24 protein-coding genes are annotated in these 23,534 nt (G+C 71.0%); 10 read left to right on the top strand and 14 right to left on the bottom strand.

All coding sequences use genetic code 11. From position 1 onward, the window contains the following. The first annotated feature begins 24 nt into the window (after window positions 1–24). Complete coding sequence (locus NR792_RS21620) at window positions 25–2,070, top strand: response regulator (RefSeq protein WP_375754564.1); 2,046 nt, start codon at window positions 25–27, stop codon at window positions 2,068–2,070. Between the two features lie 537 nt (window positions 2,071–2,607). Then, window positions 2,608–3,864 (top strand): tetratricopeptide repeat protein, encoded by a 1,257-nt coding sequence (locus NR792_RS21615; protein ID WP_375754563.1) that lies wholly within the window; start codon window positions 2,608–2,610, stop codon window positions 3,862–3,864. On the opposite strand, the gene NR792_RS21610 is transcribed toward NR792_RS21615, so the two are convergent. Both NR792_RS21610 and NR792_RS21605 read right to left on the bottom strand, forming a co-directional pair. Further along, window positions 3,865–4,374: an O-acetyl-ADP-ribose deacetylase gene (locus NR792_RS21610; RefSeq protein ID WP_375754562.1), complete on the bottom strand. Its 510-nt coding sequence runs from the start codon at window positions 4,372–4,374 to the stop codon at window positions 3,865–3,867. Beyond that, window positions 4,371–4,988 carry a DUF4230 domain-containing protein gene (locus NR792_RS21605; RefSeq protein WP_375754561.1) on the bottom strand — a complete coding sequence of 206 codons (618 nt, stop codon included), beginning with the start codon at window positions 4,986–4,988 and terminating at the stop codon, window positions 4,371–4,373. The genes NR792_RS21610 and NR792_RS21605 overlap by 4 nt, the downstream gene beginning before the upstream one ends. A 96-nt stretch (window positions 4,989–5,084) precedes the next feature. Here NR792_RS21605 and NR792_RS21600 point away from each other — a divergent pair, with 96 nt between their 5' ends. Next, the gene (locus NR792_RS21600; protein WP_375754560.1) at window positions 5,085–5,687 is read left to right on the top strand and encodes a 2OG-Fe(II) oxygenase; all 603 of its coding nucleotides are present in this window, start codon (window positions 5,085–5,087) and stop codon (window positions 5,685–5,687) included. Here the strand turns inward: NR792_RS21600 and NR792_RS21595 are convergent, their stop codons facing one another. Continuing rightward, window positions 5,688–6,218: a hypothetical protein gene (locus tag NR792_RS21595; RefSeq protein WP_375754559.1), complete on the bottom strand. Its 531-nt coding sequence runs from the start codon at window positions 6,216–6,218 to the stop codon at window positions 5,688–5,690. 255 nt (window positions 6,219–6,473) lie between these two features. Here NR792_RS21595 and NR792_RS21590 point away from each other — a divergent pair, with 255 nt between their 5' ends. Continuing rightward, complete coding sequence (locus tag NR792_RS21590) at window positions 6,474–7,178, top strand: hypothetical protein (protein ID WP_375754558.1); 705 nt, start codon at window positions 6,474–6,476, stop codon at window positions 7,176–7,178. Window positions 7,179–7,256: 78 nt separating this feature from the next. Here NR792_RS21590 and NR792_RS21585 read toward each other — a convergent pair whose 3' ends face one another. Beyond that, window positions 7,257–8,777: a hypothetical protein gene (locus tag NR792_RS21585; RefSeq protein ID WP_375754557.1), complete on the bottom strand. Its 1,521-nt coding sequence runs from the start codon at window positions 8,775–8,777 to the stop codon at window positions 7,257–7,259. Window positions 8,778–8,953: 176 nt separating this feature from the next. Here NR792_RS21585 and NR792_RS21580 point away from each other — a divergent pair, with 176 nt between their 5' ends. Continuing rightward, on the top strand, window positions 8,954–9,700 hold the full coding sequence (locus NR792_RS21580) for a hypothetical protein (RefSeq protein WP_375754556.1): 747 nt from the start codon (window positions 8,954–8,956) through the stop codon (window positions 9,698–9,700). Between the two features lie 13 nt (window positions 9,701–9,713). On the opposite strand, the gene NR792_RS21575 is transcribed toward NR792_RS21580, so the two are convergent. The 4 genes from NR792_RS21575 to NR792_RS21560 form a co-directional block, all read right to left on the bottom strand. Continuing rightward, the gene (locus tag NR792_RS21575; RefSeq protein ID WP_375754555.1) at window positions 9,714–10,073 is read right to left on the bottom strand and encodes a DUF2019 domain-containing protein; all 360 of its coding nucleotides are present in this window, start codon (window positions 10,071–10,073) and stop codon (window positions 9,714–9,716) included. Continuing rightward, window positions 10,067–11,617, bottom strand: coding sequence for a hypothetical protein (locus NR792_RS21570; protein ID WP_375754554.1), 1,551 nt, complete (start codon window positions 11,615–11,617; stop codon window positions 10,067–10,069). The genes NR792_RS21575 and NR792_RS21570 overlap by 7 nt, the downstream gene beginning before the upstream one ends. 100 nt (window positions 11,618–11,717) lie before the next feature. Beyond that, the gene (locus tag NR792_RS21565) at window positions 11,718–12,629 is read right to left on the bottom strand and encodes a DUF2381 family protein (protein ID WP_375761665.1); all 912 of its coding nucleotides are present in this window, start codon (window positions 12,627–12,629) and stop codon (window positions 11,718–11,720) included. Between the two features lie 26 nt (window positions 12,630–12,655). Continuing rightward, window positions 12,656–14,464: a protein kinase gene (locus tag NR792_RS21560; protein WP_375754553.1), complete on the bottom strand. Its 1,809-nt coding sequence runs from the start codon at window positions 14,462–14,464 to the stop codon at window positions 12,656–12,658. Between the two features lie 117 nt (window positions 14,465–14,581). Between NR792_RS21560 and NR792_RS21555 the strand changes: the two genes are divergently transcribed. After that, on the top strand, window positions 14,582–14,947 hold the full coding sequence (locus NR792_RS21555) for a helix-turn-helix domain-containing protein (RefSeq protein ID WP_375754552.1): 366 nt from the start codon (window positions 14,582–14,584) through the stop codon (window positions 14,945–14,947). Between the two features lie 5 nt (window positions 14,948–14,952). On the opposite strand, the gene NR792_RS21550 is transcribed toward NR792_RS21555, so the two are convergent. Continuing rightward, complete coding sequence (locus NR792_RS21550; protein WP_375754551.1) at window positions 14,953–16,125, bottom strand: serine/threonine-protein kinase; 1,173 nt, start codon at window positions 16,123–16,125, stop codon at window positions 14,953–14,955. A 310-nt stretch (window positions 16,126–16,435) separates the two neighbouring features. After that, on the bottom strand, window positions 16,436–16,798 hold the full coding sequence (locus tag NR792_RS21545; RefSeq protein WP_375754550.1) for a DUF2019 domain-containing protein: 363 nt from the start codon (window positions 16,796–16,798) through the stop codon (window positions 16,436–16,438). Window positions 16,799–16,811: 13 nt separating this feature from the next. Between NR792_RS21545 and NR792_RS21540 the strand changes: the two genes are divergently transcribed. Together NR792_RS21540 and NR792_RS21535 are read left to right on the top strand one after the other, a co-directional pair. After that, window positions 16,812–17,018, top strand: coding sequence for a hypothetical protein (locus tag NR792_RS21540; RefSeq protein ID WP_375754549.1), 207 nt, complete (start codon window positions 16,812–16,814; stop codon window positions 17,016–17,018). Between the two features lie 13 nt (window positions 17,019–17,031). After that, window positions 17,032–17,496: an SMI1/KNR4 family protein gene (locus NR792_RS21535; protein WP_375761664.1), complete on the top strand. Its 465-nt coding sequence runs from the start codon at window positions 17,032–17,034 to the stop codon at window positions 17,494–17,496. Window positions 17,497–17,500: 4 nt separating this feature from the next. Here NR792_RS21535 and NR792_RS21530 read toward each other — a convergent pair whose 3' ends face one another. Further along, window positions 17,501–18,058 (bottom strand): helix-turn-helix domain-containing protein, encoded by a 558-nt coding sequence (locus tag NR792_RS21530; protein ID WP_120525222.1) that lies wholly within the window; start codon window positions 18,056–18,058, stop codon window positions 17,501–17,503. An 86-nt stretch (window positions 18,059–18,144) separates the two neighbouring features. Between NR792_RS21530 and NR792_RS21525 the strand changes: the two genes are divergently transcribed. Both NR792_RS21525 and NR792_RS21520 read left to right on the top strand, forming a co-directional pair. Then, a complete protein-coding gene (locus tag NR792_RS21525) occupies window positions 18,145–18,867 on the top strand; it encodes an SDR family NAD(P)-dependent oxidoreductase (RefSeq protein WP_375754548.1) in 723 nt (240 codons plus the stop codon). Beyond that, window positions 18,864–19,886 (top strand): S-adenosylmethionine:tRNA ribosyltransferase-isomerase, encoded by a 1,023-nt coding sequence (locus tag NR792_RS21520; RefSeq protein ID WP_375754547.1) that lies wholly within the window; start codon window positions 18,864–18,866, stop codon window positions 19,884–19,886. The genes NR792_RS21525 and NR792_RS21520 overlap by 4 nt, the downstream gene beginning before the upstream one ends. A 6-nt stretch (window positions 19,887–19,892) precedes the next feature. Here the strand turns inward: NR792_RS21520 and NR792_RS21515 are convergent, their stop codons facing one another. The 3 genes from NR792_RS21515 to NR792_RS21505 all read right to left on the bottom strand — a co-directional run bounded on the left by NR792_RS21515 (window position 19,893) and on the right by NR792_RS21505 (window position 23,506). Then, window positions 19,893–21,116 (bottom strand): zinc-dependent alcohol dehydrogenase, encoded by a 1,224-nt coding sequence (locus tag NR792_RS21515; RefSeq protein WP_375754546.1) that lies wholly within the window; start codon window positions 21,114–21,116, stop codon window positions 19,893–19,895. A gap of 165 nt (window positions 21,117–21,281) precedes the next feature. Beyond that, window positions 21,282–22,802, bottom strand: coding sequence for an HD domain-containing protein (locus tag NR792_RS21510; RefSeq protein WP_375754545.1), 1,521 nt, complete (start codon window positions 22,800–22,802; stop codon window positions 21,282–21,284). Window positions 22,803–22,921: 119 nt separating this feature from the next. Further along, a complete protein-coding gene (locus tag NR792_RS21505; RefSeq protein ID WP_375754544.1) occupies window positions 22,922–23,506 on the bottom strand; it encodes a hypothetical protein in 585 nt (194 codons plus the stop codon). Window positions 23,507–23,534 lie beyond the last annotated feature (28 nt).

Below are 23,534 nucleotides of genomic sequence, written 5' to 3'. Positions count from 1 at the left end.
CGTGCGCATCGTGCGCCCTTGACCGTGCCTTCTTCCGATACCGCCATCACCGCACTGTCGGGCCTGCTCTCGGACGAGGGCGAGCGCATCACGCGCCTGTGGTCCAAGCGCCTGCGGGCGGAGACGTACGAAGTGGAGGTCCCCGGCCGCGACCTGCGCGCGCCGCTGCGCCACCTGCTGGATGAGCTTGCCCGCCTGCTCGAGAGCCGGGGCGAGGACGCGGTGCGGCTGTGGCCGGAGGTGGTGCGCTCGCACGGGGCCTTCCGGTACGACCAGAACTTCGAACCCGAAGACCTGACGCGCGAGTTCAAGTCGCTCCAGGAGGTGCTTCTCTACGTCTACGCGCGCCGCAACGGGGGCGTCATCGACGCGGACGTGGCGGAGCTGGTGTCGGAGCTGGTGTGGGAGGCGGACGCGTCCGCGCAGGCCTCCTATGCGCGCGTGCTCAAGACGGAGGAGGTCCGCTTCCGCGAGGCGGCGGTGATGGAGTCGGTGCTCAACCACGTGGAGGTGGGCATCCTCCTGGCGGAGACGGACGGCATGGTGTCCTTCGCGTCACCGCCGGTGAGCCGCCTGATGGGCGTGCCCATGCGCGCGGTGGTGGGCGCGCGCGCCGCGGGCACGCTGGGGCCGGTGCTCAGCCAGGTCAACGCGCGGCATCCCACCGGCGAGCCCTTCAAGGTGCACGACATGCCCTTCCTGCGCGCGCTGCGCGAGAAGGGGCCGGTGCGCGGCGTGATGATGCAGGTGGAGCGCCCTGGAGGTGGGGACGCCACGCTGGAGATGAGCGCCACGCCGGTGTGGGAGGAGGACCACGTCCTGGCGGGCGTCATCCAGACCTTCAGCGACCGCACGGAGGCGGCCGTGAAGACCAAGGCCCTGGAGAACGCGCACGGCGAGGTGCGCAGGCTCCAGGGGCAGCTCTTGCGGCGCACCCGGCAGCAGGCGCTGGGACAGCTGGCGAGCGGCGCCGCGCACGCGCTCAACAACTTCCTCAACGTGCTGCGGCTGCGCATCACGCTGTTGCAGCGCGAATACAAGCCGGAGCACGTGGAGGCGCTGGACAAGACGGTGCGCCAGATTGGCGAGCTGGTGGCGCGGCTGCAGGAGTTCAGCGTGCAGCGCACCGAGGAGCGCCTGGGCAACGTGCCGGTGGACCAGACGGTGCGCGAGGCCCTGGAGCTGGCCCGGGGCGAGCTGGAGCAGCGCGAGCATCCGGTGCACACGGAGCTGGACCTGGGCGTCCCGTGGGGCGTGAAGGCGGATGCGGGCTTCTTCCGCGAGCTCATCGTGAACCTGCTCCTGTCCGCGCGGGACCGGATGGAAGGGGGCGGCACGCTGGTGGTCCGCACGCGTCCGGCCGGGGAGGCCTGGTTGGAGATGCGCCTGGAGGACGGCGGGCGGCCCTACGCGCAGGACGAACTGGCGGGCCTGTTCGACCCGCTGCGCCGCGACCCCGGTGCGCCGCAGTTCTCGCTGTTCCTGGCGGTGGCGCGCACGCAGGTGCAGCGCTGGGGTGGTGAGCTGACGGTGGAGAACCGGCGCGACGGTTCGGGCGCGAGCTTCATCGTGAGGCTGCCGCGCTACAGCGACGTCTCCACCGGAGCGCCGCCGCCCTCCGCGCAGCTGATACCGCAGACGCCGGGAGGCGTGCCGCGCCTGCCGACGCGCGCGCGCCGCGTGCTGGTGGTGGACGACGACCTGGACAACGCGCGGATGATGGCCGAGGTGCTGGGCGAGGAGGGCTATGATGTGCAGGTAGCGCACAGCCCGGAGGTGGCCCTGCGCATCTGGGAGAAGCACCCGTATGACGCCGCGCTGCTGGACGCGGTGATGCCGGAGATGACGGGCTGGGAGCTGGCGCGAGAGCTGCGGCAGCGCACGCCCCAGGCGCTGCTGGCCATCGTCACCGGCATGGACGTGCGGGGCCAGAACCGCGCGAGCCTCGCGCAGGTGGACGCCGTCTTCCGAAAGCCCATCGACGTGGGAGCCCTGGACGACTTCCTCTCCCAGACCCGGGGAGAAGAGGAGGTTTCCGAGGAATCCGGCCCGCACGACGCGACGCACTGACGGGCGGGGACATTCGCGGCCTCCCGCCCGGAGCGCCCTCAACCTGTCCGACAGTCGGACAGGTTTCCACGGCCGGGCTGGAGCGGGAGCCGTCCGGACCCCGGCTCTCCAAACTGGTCCGACAGTCGGACAGGTTTCCACGGCTCAGCGGTCACGGCGCCCCCGGAGTGCGGCTCTCCAAACTGGTCCGACAGTCGGACAGGTTTCCACGGCCGGACTGGAGCGGGCGCCGTCCGGGCCCCGGCTCTTCAAACTGGTCCGACTGTCGGACAGGTTCGTGAGGTGGGCCGCCGGCGGGCAGTCCCAGCAGGGTTCTCACCTTCTCAGCACTGAGGACGGAGTCCAGGTCCCGGAAGCCCTGGCGCTCTTGCCGGGTGCCCGGTGAAGGAAGAGGCCTCGCGGGTGCGTACCGCGTGGCTCATGAGGCAAACGTCGTGGCGGCCCCTCGCGGCGACTGCGAGGGCCTTCCCGTCGACGCGAGGACGCCGTGGATGAACGGCTCTGGGCGCTCCCGGCATGGACCATTAGAGTCCTCGCGTGATTTCCCCGGCGGAACTGGAGCGCCTGCGCCGCAAGGTGGAGGCGGGTGAAGTGCTCAGCGGCGCGGAGCTGGACTCGCTGCGCGCCGAGGCCGCGCGCACTCCCGGGCCCACGCTGCGCCTCACCGTGGCGCATGCCCTGGTCAACGCGGATGCGGAGCGGGAGGCCCTGCCGTTGATGCAGGCCCTGCGGCGTGACTTCCCCAAGGACCTCCAGGTGCGCCTGGGCCTCGCGCGAGCGCTGCTGGGGCTGGAGCGGCACCGTGAAGCGGAGGCCGAGCTGCGGGAGGCGCTGGTCCTGAGCCCCGGCGACCCGGAGGCCCTCAAGGTGCTGGCCGTGCTCGCGCTGCGGCAAGGGGAGGGCGCGCGCGCCCGTGCCTACGTGGCCGAGGCCGTGGAGCGAGACCCCTTCGACGCGGAGGCGAAGCTGCTGCGCGCGGAGCTGGAGGCCGCCGACCTGCCTCCGCCTCCCGTGCCCGAGGAGCAGGTGCTGCGCCCGGAGTTCACCGCCGCGCTCACCGCCGCGCTCGGACGCGCGGGCGTGGCCTTCCGGCGCCAGGGCCGCGACCTGCTGGTGAAGCTGGCCTCGGGGGGCGTGGGCCGCGTGGACGTGGGTTCGCTGTATGCCGCCTACCGTGAGGCGCCCGGAGCCCAGGGACTCACCGCGCACGTGGAGGCGCTGGCCTCACGGCTGGGCGGGCTGTCCTCCGGCGTGGGGCCCACGGGGGTGACGCTGGATGCGCTGCGGCCGGTGCTGCGGCCCTCGGGCTTCGTGGCGGGGACCCAGGGCGCGCTGTTCCGGCCGGGGCCGGCGGGGCTGGAGGTCTTCTACGTGCTGGAGGACGCGGAGTTCATGCGCTACCTGCCCGCCTCCGCGCTGAAGGACGCCGGGCTCACGCTCGACGCGGTGGACTCGGCGGCGTGGCACAACCTGGAGCTGCGTCCCGCCGACGTGCGTCCCGTCGTCATCGACCAGGGCGAGGTGCGGCTGGCGGAGGCGTTCTCCGGCATCTGGGCGGTGACGGGCGGCGACGGCCATGACGGCGCGCGGCTGCTCACGAAGTCGCAGCGCCGCAGGCTCGATGCCGCCACGGGCGGAGGCCCGCTGCGCGTGAGCCTGGGCCGGCGCGAGGTGGCGCTCCTGTGCCGCGACTCGGACGGCGATTCGGTGCGGAGGCTCGTCGCGCTGGGGCACGCGCCGGATGGAGTCCCCGGAGCGTTCCTGCTGGATGGGGACGCGCTGCGGAGCGTGTGACTACGTGCTCAGCGCCTGCTGATACACCTTCAGGTCCCGTTCACTGAAGAGGACCACCGTGACCCGCTCCAGCTCTGGCCGCCGCGCCAGGGCCTCGCGGATCTCCCGCAGCGCGATGGGCGCCGCCCGCTCGATGGGGAAGCCGTAGATGCCCGTGGAGATGGAGGGAAACGCCACCGTGCGCAGCCCGTGCTTCTCCATCAGCGCGAACGCATTCCGGTAGCACGAGGCCAGCAGCGCGTCCTCGCCGTTGCGCCCGCCCTGCCACACCGGGCCCACCGCGTGGATGACGTGGGCCGCGGGCAGCCGGTAGCCCCGTGTGATGCGCGCCTGCCCCGTGGGACAGCGGCCCAGCGTGAGGCACTCCGTGAGCAGCTCCCGCCCCGCCGCGCGGTGGATGGCGCCATCCACGCCGCCACCGCCGGTCAGCGAGGAGTTGGCCGCGTTCACGATGGCGTCCGCCGTGACGTGCGTGATGTCTCCCTGAATCAACTCCAGACGCTCCGTCATCCCGCGCTCCCCACCGGCAAGGTCTCCACGAACCGCACCTCGCGGAAGCCCAACGTGAGCAACAGTCCCCGCAGCGAGCGTTCCGCGGACTGCCGCGCCTTCTCCTGGAGGCGCCGGTCCTGCCGCACCTCTTTTTCAAACGCCAGACGCGCCTTCTCCAACAGCTGCGCCGTCTGCGCGCTGTCCAGGTTGGAGTCGATGATCTCCGTCTCGCCGGGCCGCAGCGCCACCGTGACCTGCATGGGCGGCAGCAGCACGTCCACGCGCGTGCCCACGGCGTGCAGGTGGCTTGCGTCGAAGCGCTGGAAGTCGAACCCCAGGTGCGCGTCCGCGAACACGATGGCGCGGCCGTGCGGGTTCTGGAGCGTGTAGCTGGCCCAGAGCAGCACGTCCTTCCACAGCGCGTCCGTGGCCTGCGGCTCCGGCGTGAACGTGACCTTCTTGTAGAGGGACACGTCCAGCGTCTCCAGCCGGGCCACCTCCCGCATCTGCTCCACCACCACCGCCGTGTCCGGCAGCCGGGAGGCCGCGGGACGCAGGAGCACCCAGGCCCCCAGCGCGCCGAGCGCGACCGCGGCGACGAGGGACAGGGCTCGCGAGACGTTCTTCGCCATGGGTGGGAAGTCTACCCGCTTCCGGAACAGGGGCGTCCTGGGGCAGCGTGTCGGACGCGGGCTTCCGGACAAGCGCCCGCGAAGGGGAGTCGCACGGTGGAGCTGACGGACGCGGAGGTGGAGGCCCTGGGCTCGCGCGCGTACTTCGTGCGGGATGGCTTCCTCGGCGAGGCCCAGGCCCGGGCGGTGCGGGCCGCGGCGCTCGCGCGCGTGGAGGCCGGGACGCTGAAGCCCGCGGGCATCCGCCGCGGCGCGGACCACTCGCTCGACACCTCCGTGCGCGGCGACCACATCGAATGGGTGCTGCCCGGTGCGGCCCCCGAGCTCGAAGCCCTGTGGCATCGCTTCCAGGCGCTGGGAGAGGCCGTGTCCTCGGGGGCGTACCTGGGGCTGGGGCGCTTCGACGTACAGCTCGCCTGCTACCCTGGCGGCGGCGCGCACTACGCCCGCCACCGCGACGCGTTCCCGGGCCAGTCCAACCGCCGGCTCACCGCCATCTGGTACGCGAACGCGGGCTGGAAGCCGGAGGACGGCGGCCTCCTGCGCCTCTTCCCTGAAGACGCCGGCGCTCCAGTGGAGGTCGCGCCGGTGCTGGACCGCCTGGTGGTGTTCCTGAGCGAGCGGCTGGAGCACGAGGTGCTGCCCTCCCACGCCTCCCGCCTGGCCCTCACCGCGTGGTTCTACAGCCGGGGCACGTAGCTAGCCCGCGTCGTAAGCGCCGCCCCCGTCGTAGGACGGACCGGGACCCGCGTCGTAGGCCGTGCCCGCGTCCTGCGACGGGCCGGTGCCCTCCAGCGTGCCGATGATGTAGATGTCGCCCGTTCCGGTGCCCGGGCAGTTCTGCGGATTGCGCTTCAGCAGGAGCTGCGCGTACGCCACGGAGCCCTGGTACACGTCCACGGCCGTGCTGCCGGCGTACACCTCCCGCCCCGCGCTGTTGTAGGCCCGCACGTCCACGATGCGCCGGGGCCCGACGGGGATGTTGCTCAGATAGCCCTCAATGTAGCCATTGCCCACGTACAGGGGCTGGGGAGGCGTGGACGGCAGGTCCTGCGCGGTCACCGTCGCCGCGGCCGCCGTGACGCCGCACGCGTCTCCCGCGAGGGAGATGCTCATCTTCACGGACTCGGTGCCTTCGACGTACTCGGGCTCGTCCGTCCCGGCACCGCAGGCCGCGATCATCAGCGCGCAGCTCGTCCCCAGCACGATTCCCCATCGGCTTCGCTTCATGTGGTCCCTCTCCCTGGTGGCGCGTCGTCCGCGCGACCTTGAGACACGCACCCCGTGTGGGTTGGGACATGCCTCCGTGACGAAAGTGCCGGAGGGCAACGGCGCGCGGCGGAAATGGGCCGGAGCCTGCCTGCTCCACGGCCAGCCCGAAACCCGGCGGATTCCAGGGGGAACGGCGGCGTCCGTGACACCTGTCGCCCGGCGGGGTCGTGTCTACGTTCTTCCCCAGTCATCTTCGTACGGGGGATCGAGAGCATGTTCCAGAACAGGACGAAGCGTCACTGGGTGGTGGGTCTGGCGTTGGGGGCGTCCATGACGTTCCTCGCGGGCTGCGGCGGTGCGAAGGCCGCGCGCGTGGACGACAAGATGATGGCGCGCGTCCCCGAGGATCAGCTGGGCGAGGTGCGTGACGCGCAGCTGGCCCGCACGAAGGCCGCCGACAACGTGACGCGCGCCGAGGTGGCCGTGCGCGACGCCGAGCGCGCCGCGGAAGTGGCCCGCCGCAACGGCGACGCCGCGGAGAGCCGCCTGGAGGCGGAGCAGGCCGCGGTGAAGGCCGCCGAGGCCACCGGCCAGCAGAGCCCCATCGCGCAGGCCAAGGCCAGGCTCGACGGCGCCCAGGCCGGCCGCGCCGCCGCCGACGCCGAGGTGGCCTGGCACGAGCGCAAGACGGACACCGCCAAGGCGGAGAAGGACCTGCGCGACGCGGAGCTGAAGGTGGCGGACGCGGAGCTCAACCTGGCCCAGTACAAGGCGCTGGAGAGGAGCGGCGACGTGCGCGCCAAGGAGATGTCCGAGGCGAACTACATGGCCGCCGTCGCGGAGGCCAAGCGCGGGGTGGAGGACGCCCGGCGCCAGGTGGACGAGCAGAAGCGCGTGGAGCAGGACGCCCGCGCCGAGTGGCAGCGGCTGCGCTCGCAGGCCCCGCAGGGCTACGGCGGCAGCGGCGACGCGGACTGACGCCCCCCGCGTGAAGCGCGAAGGGACGGCCCCGGGCACTCGCGAGGGTGCCAGGGGCCGGTCCTTCCGCGCGTGCGGCTACTGCACCTTCAGGGTGGAAGCGCCCTTCAGGTCGCGCTGGAGCGTGAGCCAGAGCGCCTTGCCCGCCGGGTCCACGGACGCGAAGTAGTCCGTGTCCGCGGTGAGGGCCTTGCCGTCCAGGGTGACGCTCGCCGGAGCGGTAGTGGCCGTGTAGCCGTGCACCACCAGCATCGGGTGCGCGAGCGTGCGGCCCGCGGTGTCGAACGTCAGCGTCACGCGGTTGGAGGCGGCGTCCGCTTCCCACGTGGCGTAGACGGGGTTGTAGCCGGCCACGTCGTAGGTGACGGTGTCCGTGCGGCCCACGCCGCCGGGGCCGCGCGTGCGCACGGTGCCCTCGGAGGCGGTGAGCTTCACGCCCTGCCAGGCCTCCACCTCCGACACGAGCGACAGCACGGGGTTCGCCGCGTGCGTGCCCAGCACCATGAAGACGGAGTAGCTCTGGTAGGGATGGCCGGAGAGCATCACGCCGTCGTCGCCCAGGCGCGGGTACTGCGACAGGCCCACCGCGCCGAAGTTGCTACCCCACGCGAGCCGGTGCGAGTTGCGGACGGAGGGCAGCTCGTACTGGTTGAGCTGGTAGGCCCAGTTGTAGTCCACGGGCATGGGGCCATCCGCGTGGCGGGTGCCCCACTCGGGATACAGCCAGTAGCCACCGGCGGGCTTCTGCTCCCACGTCTGGGTCTGCACCGCGCCCATCTCCGCGTCCGGCGCGGCGGTCCACATGCGCGTGTAGGGGACGACGTTGGGCTCGCGGTAGTCCCAGCCGGTGTTCATCGTCACCGGGGAGGACAGCGTGACGAAGCGGTAGCGGTCGCCCCAGCCCAGGCCGGCGATGTCCGCGTTGGCGCTGCCGTCGAAGCCCAGGTCGCCGTAGGGCGAGCGCACGTCGGCTTCAATCTGGTTCGCGGGGAAGCCGGACGCGTCGTGGGTGATGGCATACAGCGGGTGGTCCCGGCCGGTGGCGAAGAGGTACTGCACGGTCACCTGCACCACGTGGCCGTCCAGCGACAGCGGCCACTTCAGCTCATGCAGTGCGTGGTGCGCGCCCTTGAAGACGAAGCGGCCGGTGCCGCGCACGTCCTGCGTCCACGCGCCCCACGTCGGGCCTTCCTTCAGGTGGCTGGTCACCATGCCCCAGCCGGGCACCTGCGGGTTCTGGCCGTCGCAGACGCGCTCGGCGCCCGCGACCTCGTAGGTGTAGCGGCGGATGTAGCCGCCGTTCCAGCCAGCGGGGTCCGCGGCGTCGTTGCGCACGAGCGACACGGAGCGCACGTGGCAGTCACGGTCGCGCCAGACGTAGCGGTCCGTCTTGAAGCCGCCCAGGTCCTTCGCGCACTGCAGGCGCAGCGGAGCGCAGGTGCCGCTGGCCGGGTCGGCGGTGGTGCTCTCCGCGCACGGGTCCGTGACGGGGTTCTCGTCAGGGCGCACCTCCTTGCCGCCACAGGCGGTGAGGCCCAGGGCCAGCAGGGCCACGGCGTGTCGCGCGAAGGGAAGGGCGGGCTTCAGTCGGGAGGTCATGGTCGCTGTCGCTCGTGAAGAGGAGGCCCTGGGCTTTGCCACCCTCACGCACGGTGACGCAAGCCTCCACCCGGAGCGCCTGTGGCTTTGTCCCGTCAGGAGCAGGCGGGCAGCCGAGCGGTGGGTGCCACGGCGGGGAGGCCCCGGAGCATCAGGCCCGTGTCCACCCTGCTGGCATGGCGAACGTACGGCGGCTCGTCACGGTGGGAGTCGTGGGCCTCTTCGCGGTGCCCGCGGTCGCGGAGGAAGGGGTGCAAGGGCGCGTGCAGGAGTTCTTCCTGGGGGATGGCGCGCCCCCGCAGCAGCGCGGCCAGGTGGAGCTGGGCACGGGGCTGGAGTGGACGCGGCAGCAGGACGAGACGCGCTTCGAGTTGCCGGTGCGTGGTGAGTACGGCCGCAGCGACCGGATGCAGCTGGAGGCGAAGGTGGCGCTGACGACGCTGGAGGGCCCGCGAGGGCTGGACACGGCGGAGGCGGGCATCGGGCTGGCGCTGGTCAATGACAGACAGCGCGGCTTCACGCTGAGCCTGGGCATGGACCTGGAGGCCACGCGAGACGTCCGGGACGGCCGCTTCCGTCCGGGCTTCGAGCCGTACCTGCTGGCGTATCAGGACGTGGGGCCGGTGGGCTTCAACCTCCAGCTCAAGGCGGAGGAGTTGCCCGGGGTGCGCGGGCTGGGAAGCGAGCTCCATCCGGACTTCGCGGCCGGAGCGGTGCTGGCCCTGGGGCCACTGCGGCCCATGGTGGAGGCCGGCTGGCGGGACGAGGACGGCACCTCCACCCTGCTCCTGGCCCCGGGCCTGCTGGCGCGCCCGCTGAAGTCCCTGGAGTTCGGCGTGGCGGTGCCGTGGAGGCTTCACGCGGGCGGCGAGCGCGACGTGGGCGTGATGGGGATGCTGACCTGGCAGGGCGGTGGGGCTTAGCGGATGGGGTCGCTCAAGCAGGGTCCAGGGTCCAGGTTCCTTCTTCCCAGCGTTTCAGTGCCTCCTGGGCCTCGAAGGGGATGAGCCCCTTTCCCTTCGCAGCCTCCTCCAACACCGCCTTGGCTTCAGCAGTGCGGTACCGCAACAGCAATGCCGCCGCTGCCGTTCGAACATCCATCCGCGGATGGGTGAAGAGGGTTGCGAGTGCGTCCCGTCCCACATCTCCGTGGGTCTTCAGCCGTTTGAACGCTGCAATCGATTCCTTCGCGTGCTTGTTCGCGGCTTTCGAGTCTCCTTGCATGATTGCCTCTGTTTGTGCCTCCGCATGCTGCGCGAACTTCGCGACGAGTTTCTGAAGGTCTTCCGTCACCATAGTCCGTTCCGAATGTTCTCCATCGCGCGCAGCCCGAATGCGGATTGGGCTTCGAATGATTGGGTGCTCAGCCACTGCCGCACAGTCAGCGATGTCGAGCCTGTGATCCGATACTGGTGCGACGAATAGAACGCACTCACCGAGTTATGAAGTGCCTTGTCGAGCGGGATGACGTTCTCCGTGTTGTGGAGGGCCTGCGGCCCGAAGCGCGCCACGTTCCCATCTGTCTGCTCCACGATGTGGTGCCACTCCTTCCCATTCCCCGCCGGCCCCAGGGCCCGCTTGAACGACTTGAAGGACGAATAGCCCCTGGGCCCGTTCGGCGGCGAACCTCCACCGTTTCCGTCACCCGACCCTGAGTCATCAACGCGTTGGAGGATGATGGCTGCACCGGGACCACTGCTCAACACCGCCGCTGTGCGCCCCACGGGTATGGAGACTCGCTCCAGCACCAATGCTCCCTGTGCTGACAGCGACAGGACGGGCACCGTGGCGTCGACACCCGACACCAGCCCCTTCAGCGTCCGTGTCGTGGCCGAGGCCGAGCCCCAGGTGACGAGCACCCCTGTCGTCAGCCGGGCCGTCTCGCGGATCTGCTCGCCGGCCGTCATGTACTGGAAGCGCTCCCAGTACTCGGGCGACGACGCAATGAGGGCCACGACGCCCGCCGGGAGGTTGCGCAGTCCCGCGATGCTGTCAGCGGGGCGGGAGAGGAGTTGCCCCAGCACGTGGTACAGCTCCACGAAGGCATCCTCGGCACCGTCCAGCGAGCGGCCGAGGACGTCCGCGTCGTCGTACACCTCGGCCAGGGGGCGCCGGTCCGATGCCTGGAGCTGCGCATCGACGTGGCGGAAGACGCCGCCCTTGCCACTGTAGAAGCGTCCCAGTTCGAAGTTGCCTGCTCGGAAGGCTCCGTCCTTCCAGTGGATGGGCGCGACCTTCTGCTGGGTGAGCCCGGTGAGTGCCCATGCGAGGTAGCCGTCCGGTCGCAGCACTGCTACCTGCTCGCGAGCGAAGCGCGCCACCCGCCGTGCCAGCTCCTCGCGGGAAACCTCGCCGCGTTCCAATACCTCCCGCAGCAGGAAGCCCGCAGCCATGCGGGGTGGGAAGGTGCCGAGCGTCACCGGCTTCTCCATCAACCGGCCCAGCACCTCCACCGCGTCATCCGGAGTGAAGGGATTGCGGCGCAGGGGCAGCTCGTCCACGTCCTCCAGGCCGGCACGCACCAGCAACTTCTCGAAGGCGTCCACGTCCAGCAGGCCCATCTCCAGGGCTTGCCGCGAGACCTTCCCGGAGGGAGTGAGGATGACCGTCCCCACCGGAATGCGGACGGATTGACGCCGGTGAAGTCGTTGAGTGTCCGCCTCCTCGTCGGGGGTGCCGTCTTCGGTGTTGGCGCTCCGGCGTCCCTCGCCGGACGCGTCTGACCCATGGGCGGCGCGCTGCCGGAGGGTTCGTGAACCCCCTCTGGCGGAAGAAGTCTCCACGCCCGCGCAGCCCACCATCAGCAAGGCCGCGAACAGCGCCACGACACTCACGCGCATCGTCCACCTCCGGGGCGCCCACCTGGGAGGGTGGACACCCCGAATGCTTCCACTTCGGTCCGACATGGCATCGGCAGTCGGATGCCACCGCGCAGCGGTCTCAGGGGAACGTCACGTTGCCCAGTGTGACGGTGCGCGGTCCGTCCTCCCAGAGCTTCAAGGAGAACGGCCCCTGGACACTGGCCTTCGGGGCCTCGGCCTCGACCACGATGCTTCGGGCCGCATCCAAGGGACTGGATGGCTGCTGCCAGATGCGAAGCACCTTCAACTCCGCTCCGCTCTTGCCTCGAAGTGTCGCCCCCTTCGGGCTCCAGGGCCGCGCACCCGCCTTCGTCACCAGATTGACCACGACGGCAACCGCCTTCTTGGCGCGGTATGTGGTGACGGAGGTCGCCTCCAGGGCATTTCCAGAAGAGGGAAGGATGTCCTTGGTCACGACGCTCCCCGACACACCGTTCTCATCCAGGGCTCCGGTGGAGAGGAGCCCCGCCAGCCCGGCTGGGGCTTCATGCTCGGCCACCAACCGTGAGTTCTCATCCCGGCAGCGCTCCAGCTCCGCACGGAGCTCCCGGGCCTCTTGTTGATAGGTCTCGATCGTCCGCTTCCCGCGAAAGACTTCAACGAGGGGGTCCGCCTTCGCGGGATGCACCCGGAGGAGAAAGGAAGCACTGACGGGGGCCGCGCCATCCCTGAAGCGCACGACGAGCCGGAAGTGCTCGCCAGGGGTCACACGTGAAGACGGAACCAGGCGGAGGGTGGCCTGACCGATGTCCACCAGCGAGAATCGCTCCCGTCCTTCCAGTTCGATGCCGTCACGCATCAGGTCCGAGTCGAAATAGAGCCCCGTGGAGAGACCTGCGCTGACCGCGACTTCCGCGCTGGATGGACTCCCGTCTGGGGGCAGCTCGATGCGCCGGGCGCCCGGCACGGAGGCCGGGCTCTCGGATTGTGCGAATGCTGCCGCGCTCGCGAACAGGAGCGCCAGGAGGACAACCGTGGATGTAGAGGGCACTTGGCGGCGTCTCCCAGGCAAGCCTGCTACTCGAACTCCTCCACCGCCTTCACTCGCACCGTGGTGAAGACCCGGGCGCTCGACGGTGAGTCGTCTCCAGGCTCCCTCTCCATGCCCCGGCCTCCCCCCTCTGTGAAGACCTCCAGACACACGGGAAAGCTGTCGCCTGGCTTGGTTACCGCCCAAGTCAGGCGCCCATAGACGCGATCCCTCACGATGAGCCGGCCTGACAGTGCCGTCCCGCTGTGCAGGCTTCCCACCCTTTCGGCCAGGACAAATTGGGCGGGGCCTTCGGACACCGACATGATGCGCGGCCGCGAGAAGTCGAAGGCCGCGATGTATTGCTCCCCCATTTCGATGCCCCGTTCCTGCATGGCCTTCACCGCTCCAATAGGGCAGGGCTCGGGCGGTGGTGGAGGACGCACCTGCGGGCCGGGGCAGCCCATCAAGGCCGTGCAGGCCGCCGTGCCCGCCGCGCGGGTCATGACGCTCCGGACTTTCCTCGCGGGCTTCGAGGGGAGCGGAAGGGAGGGAGTCTCTGGCGTCTGCGTCGTCACGGTGGCTGGGACCTCCTGGTGCGTCGCTTGAAGGGCGACGGCCGCGGCGGTGGCCTCTGGCCCGCTGGGAGCCGCAGCCCGGTCAGATTGAGGCGACTTGTCAGTGGGCGCTACTTCCTGACGAAGCGTGACTGCCTCGGGAAAAGGCGAAGTCCCACGCATCCGCACGGCTCCTGCCGCGACCATTGCCAGGACCATGGCCATCGCGGTCCATGCTCGGAAGGCTCGCGGTCTCGCCCTCACCGGTGTCGGGGCTCTGGCAGGCCCCGGGGGCCCCTCCGGCTCCGCGCGCGCTCCCCGCCGGGGCCGGTGCCTCGGCCGGTTCAGCCACTTCTCGAAGCTGTCCTGCTGGCTCTCCGTCGTCGCGGTGTCCTCGCCGAACGCGTCGCACAGCGGCACGTCCCACGCCGCGTCCGCGCTCCGCAGCGCCTCCTCCAGCGCGGCGATGACGGCGAGCGCATCCGGCGTGCGCGCTTCGGGCGCCTTCTCCAGGAGCCCCATGCACACGCCGCTCAGCGCCCGTGGCACGCGCTCGTTCTCCTCGCACGGTGGCGTGGGCGTCTGGGTGAGCACGGCCTCGATGAACGCCGCGTCGTCCTCGCCATCGAAGGGCTTGCGTCCCGTGAGCAGCCAGTAGAGGACGACGCCCAACGCCCACAGGTCATCCGGCGCGCTCGCCACGTAGCGGGCCCCCGGGGTTCGCGCGTGCTGCCGGAAGTACCGCCACGCTTCGGGGGCGCGGTACTCCGGCGTGCCCGGCGGAAGGATGTCCTCCGTCAGCCCTCGCGCGCCCGAGTAGTCGCCAATCCCGAAGTCCACCAGCTTGGCCAGGCCGTCCGAGCCACGCACCATGACGTTGGCCTCCTTCACGTCCCGGTGCAGCACCCCCGCCGCGTGCGCCGCGCTGAGCGCCCGCGCCACGTCCAGCACGGCTCGCGCCACCTGCCGCGCGGACGGGTTCTCCTCGTCGGCCCAGGCGTCCAGCCGGCGTCCGTCCACGTACTCCATGACGATGACCGCGAAGCGCGGCTCGCCCGGCGGCCACAGCCCGTAGCCCTGGAGGCCCACGACGTGGGGGTGACGCAGCTTCAGGAGGATGGAGACCTCGCGCTCCACCCGCTCCCCGACGCGCGGCAGGTGCAACAGCTTCAGCGCGAAGGGCTGGCCCGCGTTGCGCGCGAGGTACACCGTGCCGAAGCCGCCTTGTCCCAGCTGGCGCTCCACCGTGTAGCCCAGCACCTCGGCCCCGGGCACCAGGATGGCGGGAGGTGGTTTCAAGGCGTCCTCACTTCAGGCTCCCGTGGTACGTGCATGCGGTCTTTTCCCCGCGAGGGCCGCACGCGCTCCGGGGGCGAGGGCCCGGGGCGGACGTCTCGGATACGCTGCGCGCCCTCCATGAATGAAGAACTCGGCATCACCATTGGCATGGCGGCGCGCGCCGCCCGCGAGCATCTGGGACTGACGCAGGCCGAAGTCGCCGAGCGCATTGGACTGGTGCACCCCGTCTACAGCCGCCTGGAGCGCGGCAAGATGTTGCCCAGCGTCCCGTCCCTCTACCGCCTCTGCCAGGAGCTGCGTGTCTCCCCCGAAGCGATGCTGGGCCTGACGCCGGAGGGGGACGTACGCAAGAAGGGCCGGAAGCCCGCGCCCCAGGAAGACAGCGACGCGCCGGACCTGCGGCGCCTGCTGCACCTGGCGCGCAAGCTGGACGCGGAGAAGCTGGACGCCCTTCTGCACGTCGCCTCCGTGCTGGCGCGCTGAAGGCGCTACTTCTTCCCCAGGCCCACCAGTTCGTGTTCCTCCAAGCCCTCCGGGAAGAGGCCGCCCTCGCCAAACTCCACCACGTCCCGGAGCACGCTGCCGTCCGCCAGCAGCCGTGCGGCTTCGTTGGCGACCTCCTGGCGTCCGTAGCCTGGGTGCCGCCTGACGAGCGCCGCGCGAAGGACGTCACGCAGCTCCGCCGCCGTGGCGATCCGCTCCTCGGGTTTGGAGCGCAGGGCCGCGTGCAGCAGTCGCTTCACGTCCGGCGAGAGCCGCTCCACCGCCGCCTCGACCTCGGCGGGGCCGAAGTTGGCCAGCAGCACCCGCATCTGCGTCAGCGGCAGCGAGGGAAGGGTCTCCACCCGCAGCGGGTTCAGGCCGAAGGGTGGCCGGGGCACGTCCTGCACGTCGAAGGGATGCTTGCCGGTGAAGAGCTCCACCAGCAGCACGCCCAGGCTGAAGACGTCGGAACGCGGCGTCAGCGGCAGCCGCTCCAGGTATTCGGGTGAGGCATAGGCGACGTCCCCCCGGACGAGGTTCGCGGGCGACTCCTCGCGTCCAATCACCACCGAGTAGGCCGCGCCGAAGTTCACGAGCTTCACCTCGCCGTGCGCTCCCACGTAGACGTGCCGGGGGTTGACGTCGCGGTGGATGATTCCCAGGGGCTTGCCCGTCTCGTCCTTCAGCGTGTGCGCATGGTGCAGCGCCTCGGCGAGCTCCGCCCCCACGTAGAGGGCGAAGGCCTCGGAGACCGGCTGGCCGCGCGCCACGCTCGCGCTCACCAGCGTCTCCAGCGAGGGGCCGTCCACGTACTCCATGACCACGTGCAGCGCGTCCCGGTGCACCTTGCGGTGGAACACCTGGGCGATGGCGGGGTGATGGAGGCGGAAGGCCAGCTGGATCTCCTCTCCCAGGCGCGTGCGGCGCAGCGTGGTGGAGGGATTGGCCAGCCGCCGCACGAAGCAGAGCCCGGGCAGGGTGTCCCGGCGCTCCGGGAAGCGGCGGGCGAGCATCAGCAGCTCCCCTGTCTGCATCCGCACCAGCTCGCGAATGGCCTCGTAGCGAACGCCGTCGATGGTGAAGAGCGGCCGGGGCTGGCCGGGCGTGGCCAGGAAGGCACCGAGGCGCGCTGCAGGTCCGGGGCGCACCGGCCCGCCGGCAGGGGTGGACGTGGACATGACTCCTCGGGGGCCAGGGTTCGGCGCGACGGCGCCGCCCGGGAGTCTGGGCATGGTGGACCTGAAAAGTCCACATCACTTGGACTTTAAAGGTGAAGTCCGAGAGAGAGGCCCGGGCCCGCCGGGCGTGCTTTCCGCCAGACCAGTCCGACAGTCGGACAGGTTCGTGCCGCATGAAGCCGCAGGCAGCGACAGTCCGTGGAGTTCGGCGTGGCGGTCCCCTGGAGGCTCCGCGCGGGCGGCGAGCGAGACGTGGGCGTGAGGGGGATGCTGACCTGGCAGGGCGGTGGGGCGGAGCAGGTGGCTTCGCTCAGCTCTCCGTGAACTTCAGGTTCCCTGACCTCCACTCACTGAGCGTCATCTCGGCGTCGAGCCTCACCACGCCTGCGGGGCCCTGGGACAACCGCTCCCGTTCCGCTTCCGCGAGCACGGGGGCGAACTCCAGGGCATGGGATGCAGCCCAGAGGCGCACTCGAGGGTTGCTGTCTTGCAGCAGTCCCGTGAGGGCCGAACGTCCATCCTCTCCCCGGGTGCGCAGCTCCCGCCCTGCTGCGTTGAGCTTGTCGTATTGCGCGTTGGCCGCTCGGTGAGCGCCTTCAATGGACGCCTGTCCGTGCAGCTCCGCGGCCTTCGCGAAGGCTGCCACCAGTTCATGAATGGACGCCTGCTTCATCGATTCATGCTTCATGGAGTGGCCCCGCGAGGCGGATGGGTCGCCCTACCAGGCGCACCACCTCCGCGACCTCAAGCATGGAGGCAATCCCACCGATTGGGACAACATCATTCCCTACCCCAAGGACATTCACGAGACGCTGTTGGGGCTCTACAACCAGTGCTACGCGGGCCAACCCCCATGGACGACCGCAGGGGCGAGCTACCCCTACGGAGAGTAGTCATATGCCGACGATGACCGAGCTGCTGGAAGAGGTGTCACGGCGCCATTTCCCCAATCCTCCGGCGACGCCCGCTCACATTGCAGCGTTCGAGGCCCGGATGGGATGGGCGCTGGATCCGGACCTGCGTGCGTTCTATCTGCACTGCGATGGCGCGAAGCTGTTCGACCGCATCGACCCGGACTTCCATTTCCTCCCGCTGGCGATGATCCGGCGCGCGCGGGTGGTCATGCTCCAGGACGACAGCGACAAGTCCGGGCCCGCGTCGTGGTACGCGACGTGCGCACTCCAGGACAGCAATTACATCCTCGTGGACGTGGGCCAGCAGCACGGCGGCCGGTATCCCATCATCGACGGCTACCGCGAGGGATTCCCGGACCCGTACTACAGCACCCGGATCGCGGCCTCGTTCTCCGAGTTCCTTTCCGGGGCTCTCCGCTCCGAGCGGCGCTGGTTCTGGCTCAAGACCGGGGAGTAGGGCTTCAGAGCGACGGCGCGAGCAGCACGACGGAGTAGCCCACCGCCGTGCGCGCGCCGGGGTTCTCGTATGAGTGCTTCTGGTCGCCCCGGAAGACGACGACGTCTCCGGCTTCGAGGACGAAGCGCTCTCCACTGGCCACCAGTGCCAGGGTTCCGGACTCACAGGCCAGGTACTCGCGCGTGCCCGGCGTGTGGGGCACTCCGGTGATGCGCGCCCTGGCTGGCAGCTCCAGCCGGTCGAACTCCATGCCCGGCAGCGGATCCGGCAGCAGCTTTCGCAAGAACGCCGCGCCTCGCTGGCGCACGGGCAGGCTGTCTCGCCGGTAGTGCCGGGCGCTCGCCTTGGGCCGGGCCAGCAGCTCCTCCAGGGACACCTGCAGCGCCCCCGCCACCCGGTGCAACACCGACAGCGTCGGGTTCGCCGCGCCGGACTCCAGATGCGCCCAGGTGGCCCGGGGCACGCCCGCCAGCTTCGCCAGCTGCACCTGCGTGGCCCCTCGCGTCTCCCGCAGGGTCCGCAGGTTGCGCGCCAGCCTGCCCGGAAGGTCCTCTTCGCTCATGCGCTGGCATTCTGCCAACGCATTGGCGTTCCTTCCATCCCGTCAGAGCCCCTCGGCTATCCCTTCTTCCCAAGGAGGAGCAAGCCATGGACATGCATGACCAGGCAGTGCTGGTGACGGGTGCGAGCCGGGGGCTGGGCCGGGCCCTGATGGAGGCCTTCGCCCTGAAGGGCGCCCGGGTGGTGGGCGTCGCGCGCGACGCGAAGGCTCTGGACGCGGCGGTGGCGCCCTTGAAGGCCCGGGGGCTGGCGGTGCACGCGCTCGCCTTCGACGTGGGGGACAAGCAGGCCATCTACCCGCTGGTGGGCGCGGCCACCGCGCTGGTGGGCCCGCTGGACGTGCTGATCAACAACGCGAGCACCCTGGGCCCCACGCCGCTCCCGCTCCTGCTGGACACGGCGTGCGAGGACGTGTCGCAGGTGCTGGAGGTCAACCTGCTCGGGCCCTTCCGGCTGACGAAGGCCGTGGCGGGCAGCATGGTGGTCCGGGGCCGCGGCCTCATCCTCAACGTCACCTCCGACGCCGCCGTGTCCGCCTATCCCCGCTGGGGCGCCTACAGCGTGTCGAAGGCGGCGCTCGAACACCTGACGCGCATCTGGGCCGCGGAGTTCGAGGGCAGCGGCGTGCGCCTGCTCACCGTGGACCCCGGTGACATGGACACGCGCATGCACGCCGAAGCGCTCCCGGACGCCGACCCCGCGACGCTGGCGAAGCCGGAGGACGTGGCCGCGCGCATCCTCGCGCTCGTGGAGGCCCGCGACACCGCCTCCGGTCAGCGCTTCGAGGCCGCGAGATGGGAGGCCGCATGAACGCCGCCCGCTGGCCCCGGGAACGCCCCGACACCGCGAGGCTCCTGCACGTCGAGCCCCGCCGCGAGCGCTTCACCGACACCGTCGCCTCGGAGCTGCCCCAGCTCCTGCGCGAAGGCGACCTGCTGGTGATGAACGACGCGGCCACGCTGCCTGGCTCGCTCACGGGCCGCACCGGCGCGGGCGCGCCCATCGAGCTGCGCCTGCTCTCCCACGAACCGGACGACACCTGGACGGCCGTCCTCTTCGGCGCGGGCGACTGGCGCCGGCGCACCGAGGACCGGCCCCCACCGCCCGAGCTTCCCGTGGGCGCGCGTCTGGAAGCCGGCGGGCTCACCGCGCGGGTGGTGGAGGTGCTGCCGCCCTCACCGCGGCTCCTGCGCGTGGCCTTCGACCTGAGGGGCGCGGCGCTCTGGCAGGCCCTCTACACGGCGGGCCGTCCGGTGCAGTACGCGTACACGGCGGGACCGCTGGCGCTGTGGCACGTGCAGACGCTCTACGCCGCACGTCCGTGGGCCGCGGAGATGCCCTCCGCGGGCCTGCCCCTCACCGCGTCCGTGCTCCTTCAGATGAAGGCGCGCGGCGTGCGCTGGGCGTCCCTCACGCACGCGGCGGGCCTCTCCTCCACGGGGGACGCGGCGCTGGATGCCGTACTGCCCCGGCCCGAGCGCTCGGACATCCCCGAGCGCACCGTGGCGCTGGTGGAGGAGACGCGCGCGAAGGGCGGACGCGTGGTGGCGGTGGGCACCACCGTGGTGCGCGCGCTGGAAGGCCGCGCGACGCAACACGGGGCATTGGTGCCGGGCGAGGCCGTGACGGACCTGCTGCTCGGGCCCGGCTACGTGCCCCGGGTGGTGCACGGGCTGCTCACCGGCGTGCACGACCCGGGGAGCAGCCACCATGCGCTGCTCCAGGCCTTCGCGCCGCTGCCGCTGTTGCAGCGGGCCTCGGCGCACGCGGAGGGCGCGGGCTACCTGGGGCACGAGTTCGGCGACACGTGCCTCATCCTGGATTCATGACGCACGTCACTGGAGGGTGACGCCCGGCTCCAGCTCCACCTTCACCCAGCCCGGCTTGCGCAGGTCGAAGTTGCGGTACGCGTCGATGGCGGAGGCCATGGACTTCACGTGGCTCAGGATGGCCGTGGGGTCCACGGTGCCGGAGCGCACCAGCTCCAGCAGCTTGGGGATGTACTTGCGGTGGTTGCAGTTGCCCATGCGCAGGGTGAGGTTCTTGTTCATCGCCTCGCCAATGGGGAACGCGTTCATCGTCTGCGGATACACGCCGATGATGGACAGCGTGCCGGCCTTGGCCAGCCCCTGCACCGCCCACTGCGCGGCCTGGGACGGCGCGTCGCCGGGCACCCAGTTGGCGCCGTCCGGCTTCTGCTTGGGAGCGACCTGCTCCACCTCGCGCTTGAACTCGGGCTTCTCCGCCTTGGCCTTCTTGGCGGCCGGGCCGTGGTGCGCGTGCTGCGCGTCCACGCCCACCGCGTCGATGGCGCGGTCCACGCCGATGCCGCCGGTGAAGCGCTTGAGCGTCTCCACCGGGTCCTCCTCCTCGAAGTTGATGACCTCCGCGCCCTGGGCCTTCGCGAGCGCCAGCCGGTCCTCGTGGCTGTCGATGGCGAAGATGCGGCCCGCGCCCAGCAGCTTCGCGCTCACGATGGCGAACAGGCCCACCGGCCCGCAGCCGAACACCGCCACGGTGTCACCCGGCTTGATTTCCGCCATCTCCGCGCCGAAGTAGCCCGTGGGGAAGATGTCGGAGACGAGGATGGCCTGGTCGTCGGTGACGCCGTCGGGCACCTTCACCATGGTGACGGCCGCGAACGGGATGCGCGCCTTCTCCGCCTGCATGCCGTCGAAGGGGCCCGTCATCTCCGGGCCGCCGAAGAAGGCGGTGCCCGCGTCGGGGCCGTTGGGGTTCGCGTCGTTGCATTGGGCGTAATAGCCCGCGCGGCAGTATGAGCAGTTGCCGCACCCGATGGTGGAGCAGATGACCACGCGGTCACCCACGTTGAAGTTGCGCACGTCCTTGCCCAGCTGCTCGATGACGCCCACGCCCTCGTGGCCGAGGATGGTGCCGGGCTTCATGCCGGGCATGGTGCCGCGGATCATGTGCAGGTCCGTGCCGCAGATGGCGCTGGCGGTCAGCTTGATGATGGCGTCCGTGGGCTCCTTCAGCTTCGGCTCCGCGACGTCGTCCAGCCGGATGTCCCCAATGCCGTGGAAAACGACTGCCTTCATGTTCCGCTCCTTGCCCCCGCCAGGGCCTTGAAAGACGTGAAGGCCCACGGCGCCTTGCTGAAGGCACACGGGACCCGTTCGTCTGGACTCTGGCCACGGCGATGGAGCCGGGCAGGACTGGCGCCGCGCTCCCTCCGTCGGAGGGCGGGCGGGGAGGCAGTGGCCCTAGCGGCCGGTCGAGTGGACCTGGAACGCGAGCCGCTTGCCGAAGACCTTGCGGAACTGGGCCACTTCGCGCTCGGCGTTCCACAGCTCCAGGTCGAGGGGCTGGCGGGCGTGCAGGTGCAGCGTCACCGCCTCGCGGCCATCCGTCACCTTGAAGTCGCGGATGGGCTGGTGGTGGCTGTGGTCCAGCGCGTTCGCCAGGCGCAGGAGCGTGGCCAGCTTGCGCACGCGGCGCGCCTCGGACGGGGTGAGCCCGGCCATGCCGGAGTGGGACAGCTCCGGCTGCGAGCGCCGGTGGTAGCGGGCGACGCGCGCGATGATTTCGCGCTCGCGGTCCGCCAGGCCCGGGATGTCCGCGTTGTGGATGAGGTAGTACGTGTGGCGGTGGTGGCGCTCGTAGCTGACCGCCGTGCCGATGTCGTGCAGGAGCGCGGCGACCTCCAGGTGCGGGCGCACGGACAGGGGCAGCTGGTGCAGCGCGGCCAGGCTGTCGAAGAGGGCCAGGGACAGGCGGGCCACCTGACGGGCGTGCTTCTCGTCGAAGCGGAAGCGCTGGCCCATGACGAGGGCCGCGTCCGCGAGGCTGTGGTCCTCGCGCGACTCGTCCTGGCGGTAGAGCAGGTCCACCAGCAGGCCGTCGCGCAGGCCGCGGTTGACGACGCTGACGGACTCCACGCCCAGGTGGCGCGCGACGCCCTCCAGGATGACGGCGCCGGAGACGATGATGTCCGCGCGGCGCGGGTCGAAGCGCTTGCGGCGGCGCTCCGGCGGCATCTTCGCCAGGGTCTCCACGGTCTGGGTGAGCTGGCGCACGGTGGCGTTGCCTCCGTTCTCCGCGGACGCGAAGCCCACCACGGCGCCAATGGTGCCGGACGAGCCCAGCGCCACGCGGGGCAGGGCGGGGAGCTTCTCCGGGAGGGTCTTGTGGAGGACCTCGTCCACGAAGCCGCGCATCAGCCGCAGCTGCTTGGGCGTCACGGCGCGCGCGGTGTCGAACACCTCCGTGAGGCGCACGGAGCCCAGCGCGAGGCTCCAGAGCTCGTCGGGCTTCTCGCCGGTGGCGATGGCGACCTCGGTGCTGCCGCCGCCGATGTCCACGAGGAGCGAGCGGGTGTTGGCGGGCTTTCGGTGCAGCACGCCCAGGCAGATGAGGCGGGCCTCCTCCTTGCCGCTGACGACCTCCAGCTCCAGGCCGGCCTCCTCGTGCACGCGGCGCACGATGTCCTGGCGGTTTCGGGCCTCGCGCAGGGCGCTGGTGGCGACGGCGCGCACCTGGGCCTTGTGGCGGCGGCAGAGGGCGGCGTAGCGGCGCAGGGTGGACAGGAGGCGGTCGGCCGTCTCCTGGGGCATCTCGCCGGTGGTGAAGACGCCCTCGCCGGGGCGGATGGGGTCCCGCTCCTGGTGGAGGGTTTCGAGCGAGCCCTCGGCGTCCGGGCGGGCCAGCTCCAGGCGCACGGCGTTGGTGCCCACATCAATGGCGGCGAGGACGGGAGGCTGGGTCGGGCGGGCAGGAAGGGCCATGGGCTCGCGGACGGAAACGCCTGGGAGGGGCACGGTCCTTCCGGGCCGTGCCCCTCCGGGTGGGGGCGGTTCCTAGCGTAGCCGTGTGACAGCCGTATGGCGCCGGAGAAGATGGGGCATCAGGGGGCCGTGCTTCCGGCGGCGACGTCGCTGTCGGCGCGGATGCGGCGGGAGCGTTCCATCAGTTCGCGCCAGTTGGCCTCGTACTGCTCGCGGACCGTCTTCCAGGCGTGCCCGTGGGCGTGGCGCAGGTTGTTCAGCAGGTCGCCGGCGTTCTTCAGGCCGCGTTTGATGAAGTCGAGCTCCTCGCGGGTGAGGAGCGAGTCCTCGGCGGTGGCGCGCCTGCGGGCGGCCTCCCAGCGGTCCACCTGGGCGCTCAGCTCGCGCACTTCGGCTTCGCGTTGACGGCGGTAGGCGGCGCGGAGTTCTTCCCACCGGGTGCCGGCGCGGTCGAGGTGTTCATGGAAGCGGCGGCGGGCATTCTCCGCGCCGCCCTTGAGGCGCTCCCAGTCGCGCTGGTCGGCGCGGCGGAGCGCCTGGAGCTCGCGGTTGACGTCGTCGTTGAACCCGCGGACGCCAGTGAGGACGTCGAGTGTCTCCTCGTTGTCGGCGAGCTCCGCCTGGGCTTCGATTTCGCGGAAGCGAGCGGTCGCCTCGCGCTGCTCGGCCTCCATCTTCTGGATGTATGCGTCCTGTTCCGTCATGGCGTCCTCCCCAGGCACGTTGGATGGG

It is taken from the genome of Corallococcus exercitus, assembly GCF_042231735.1.
Lineage (GTDB): Bacteria > Myxococcota > Myxococcia > Myxococcales > Myxococcaceae > Corallococcus > Corallococcus exercitus_B.
This window is presented reverse-complemented; position numbering and strand designations above follow the sequence as displayed.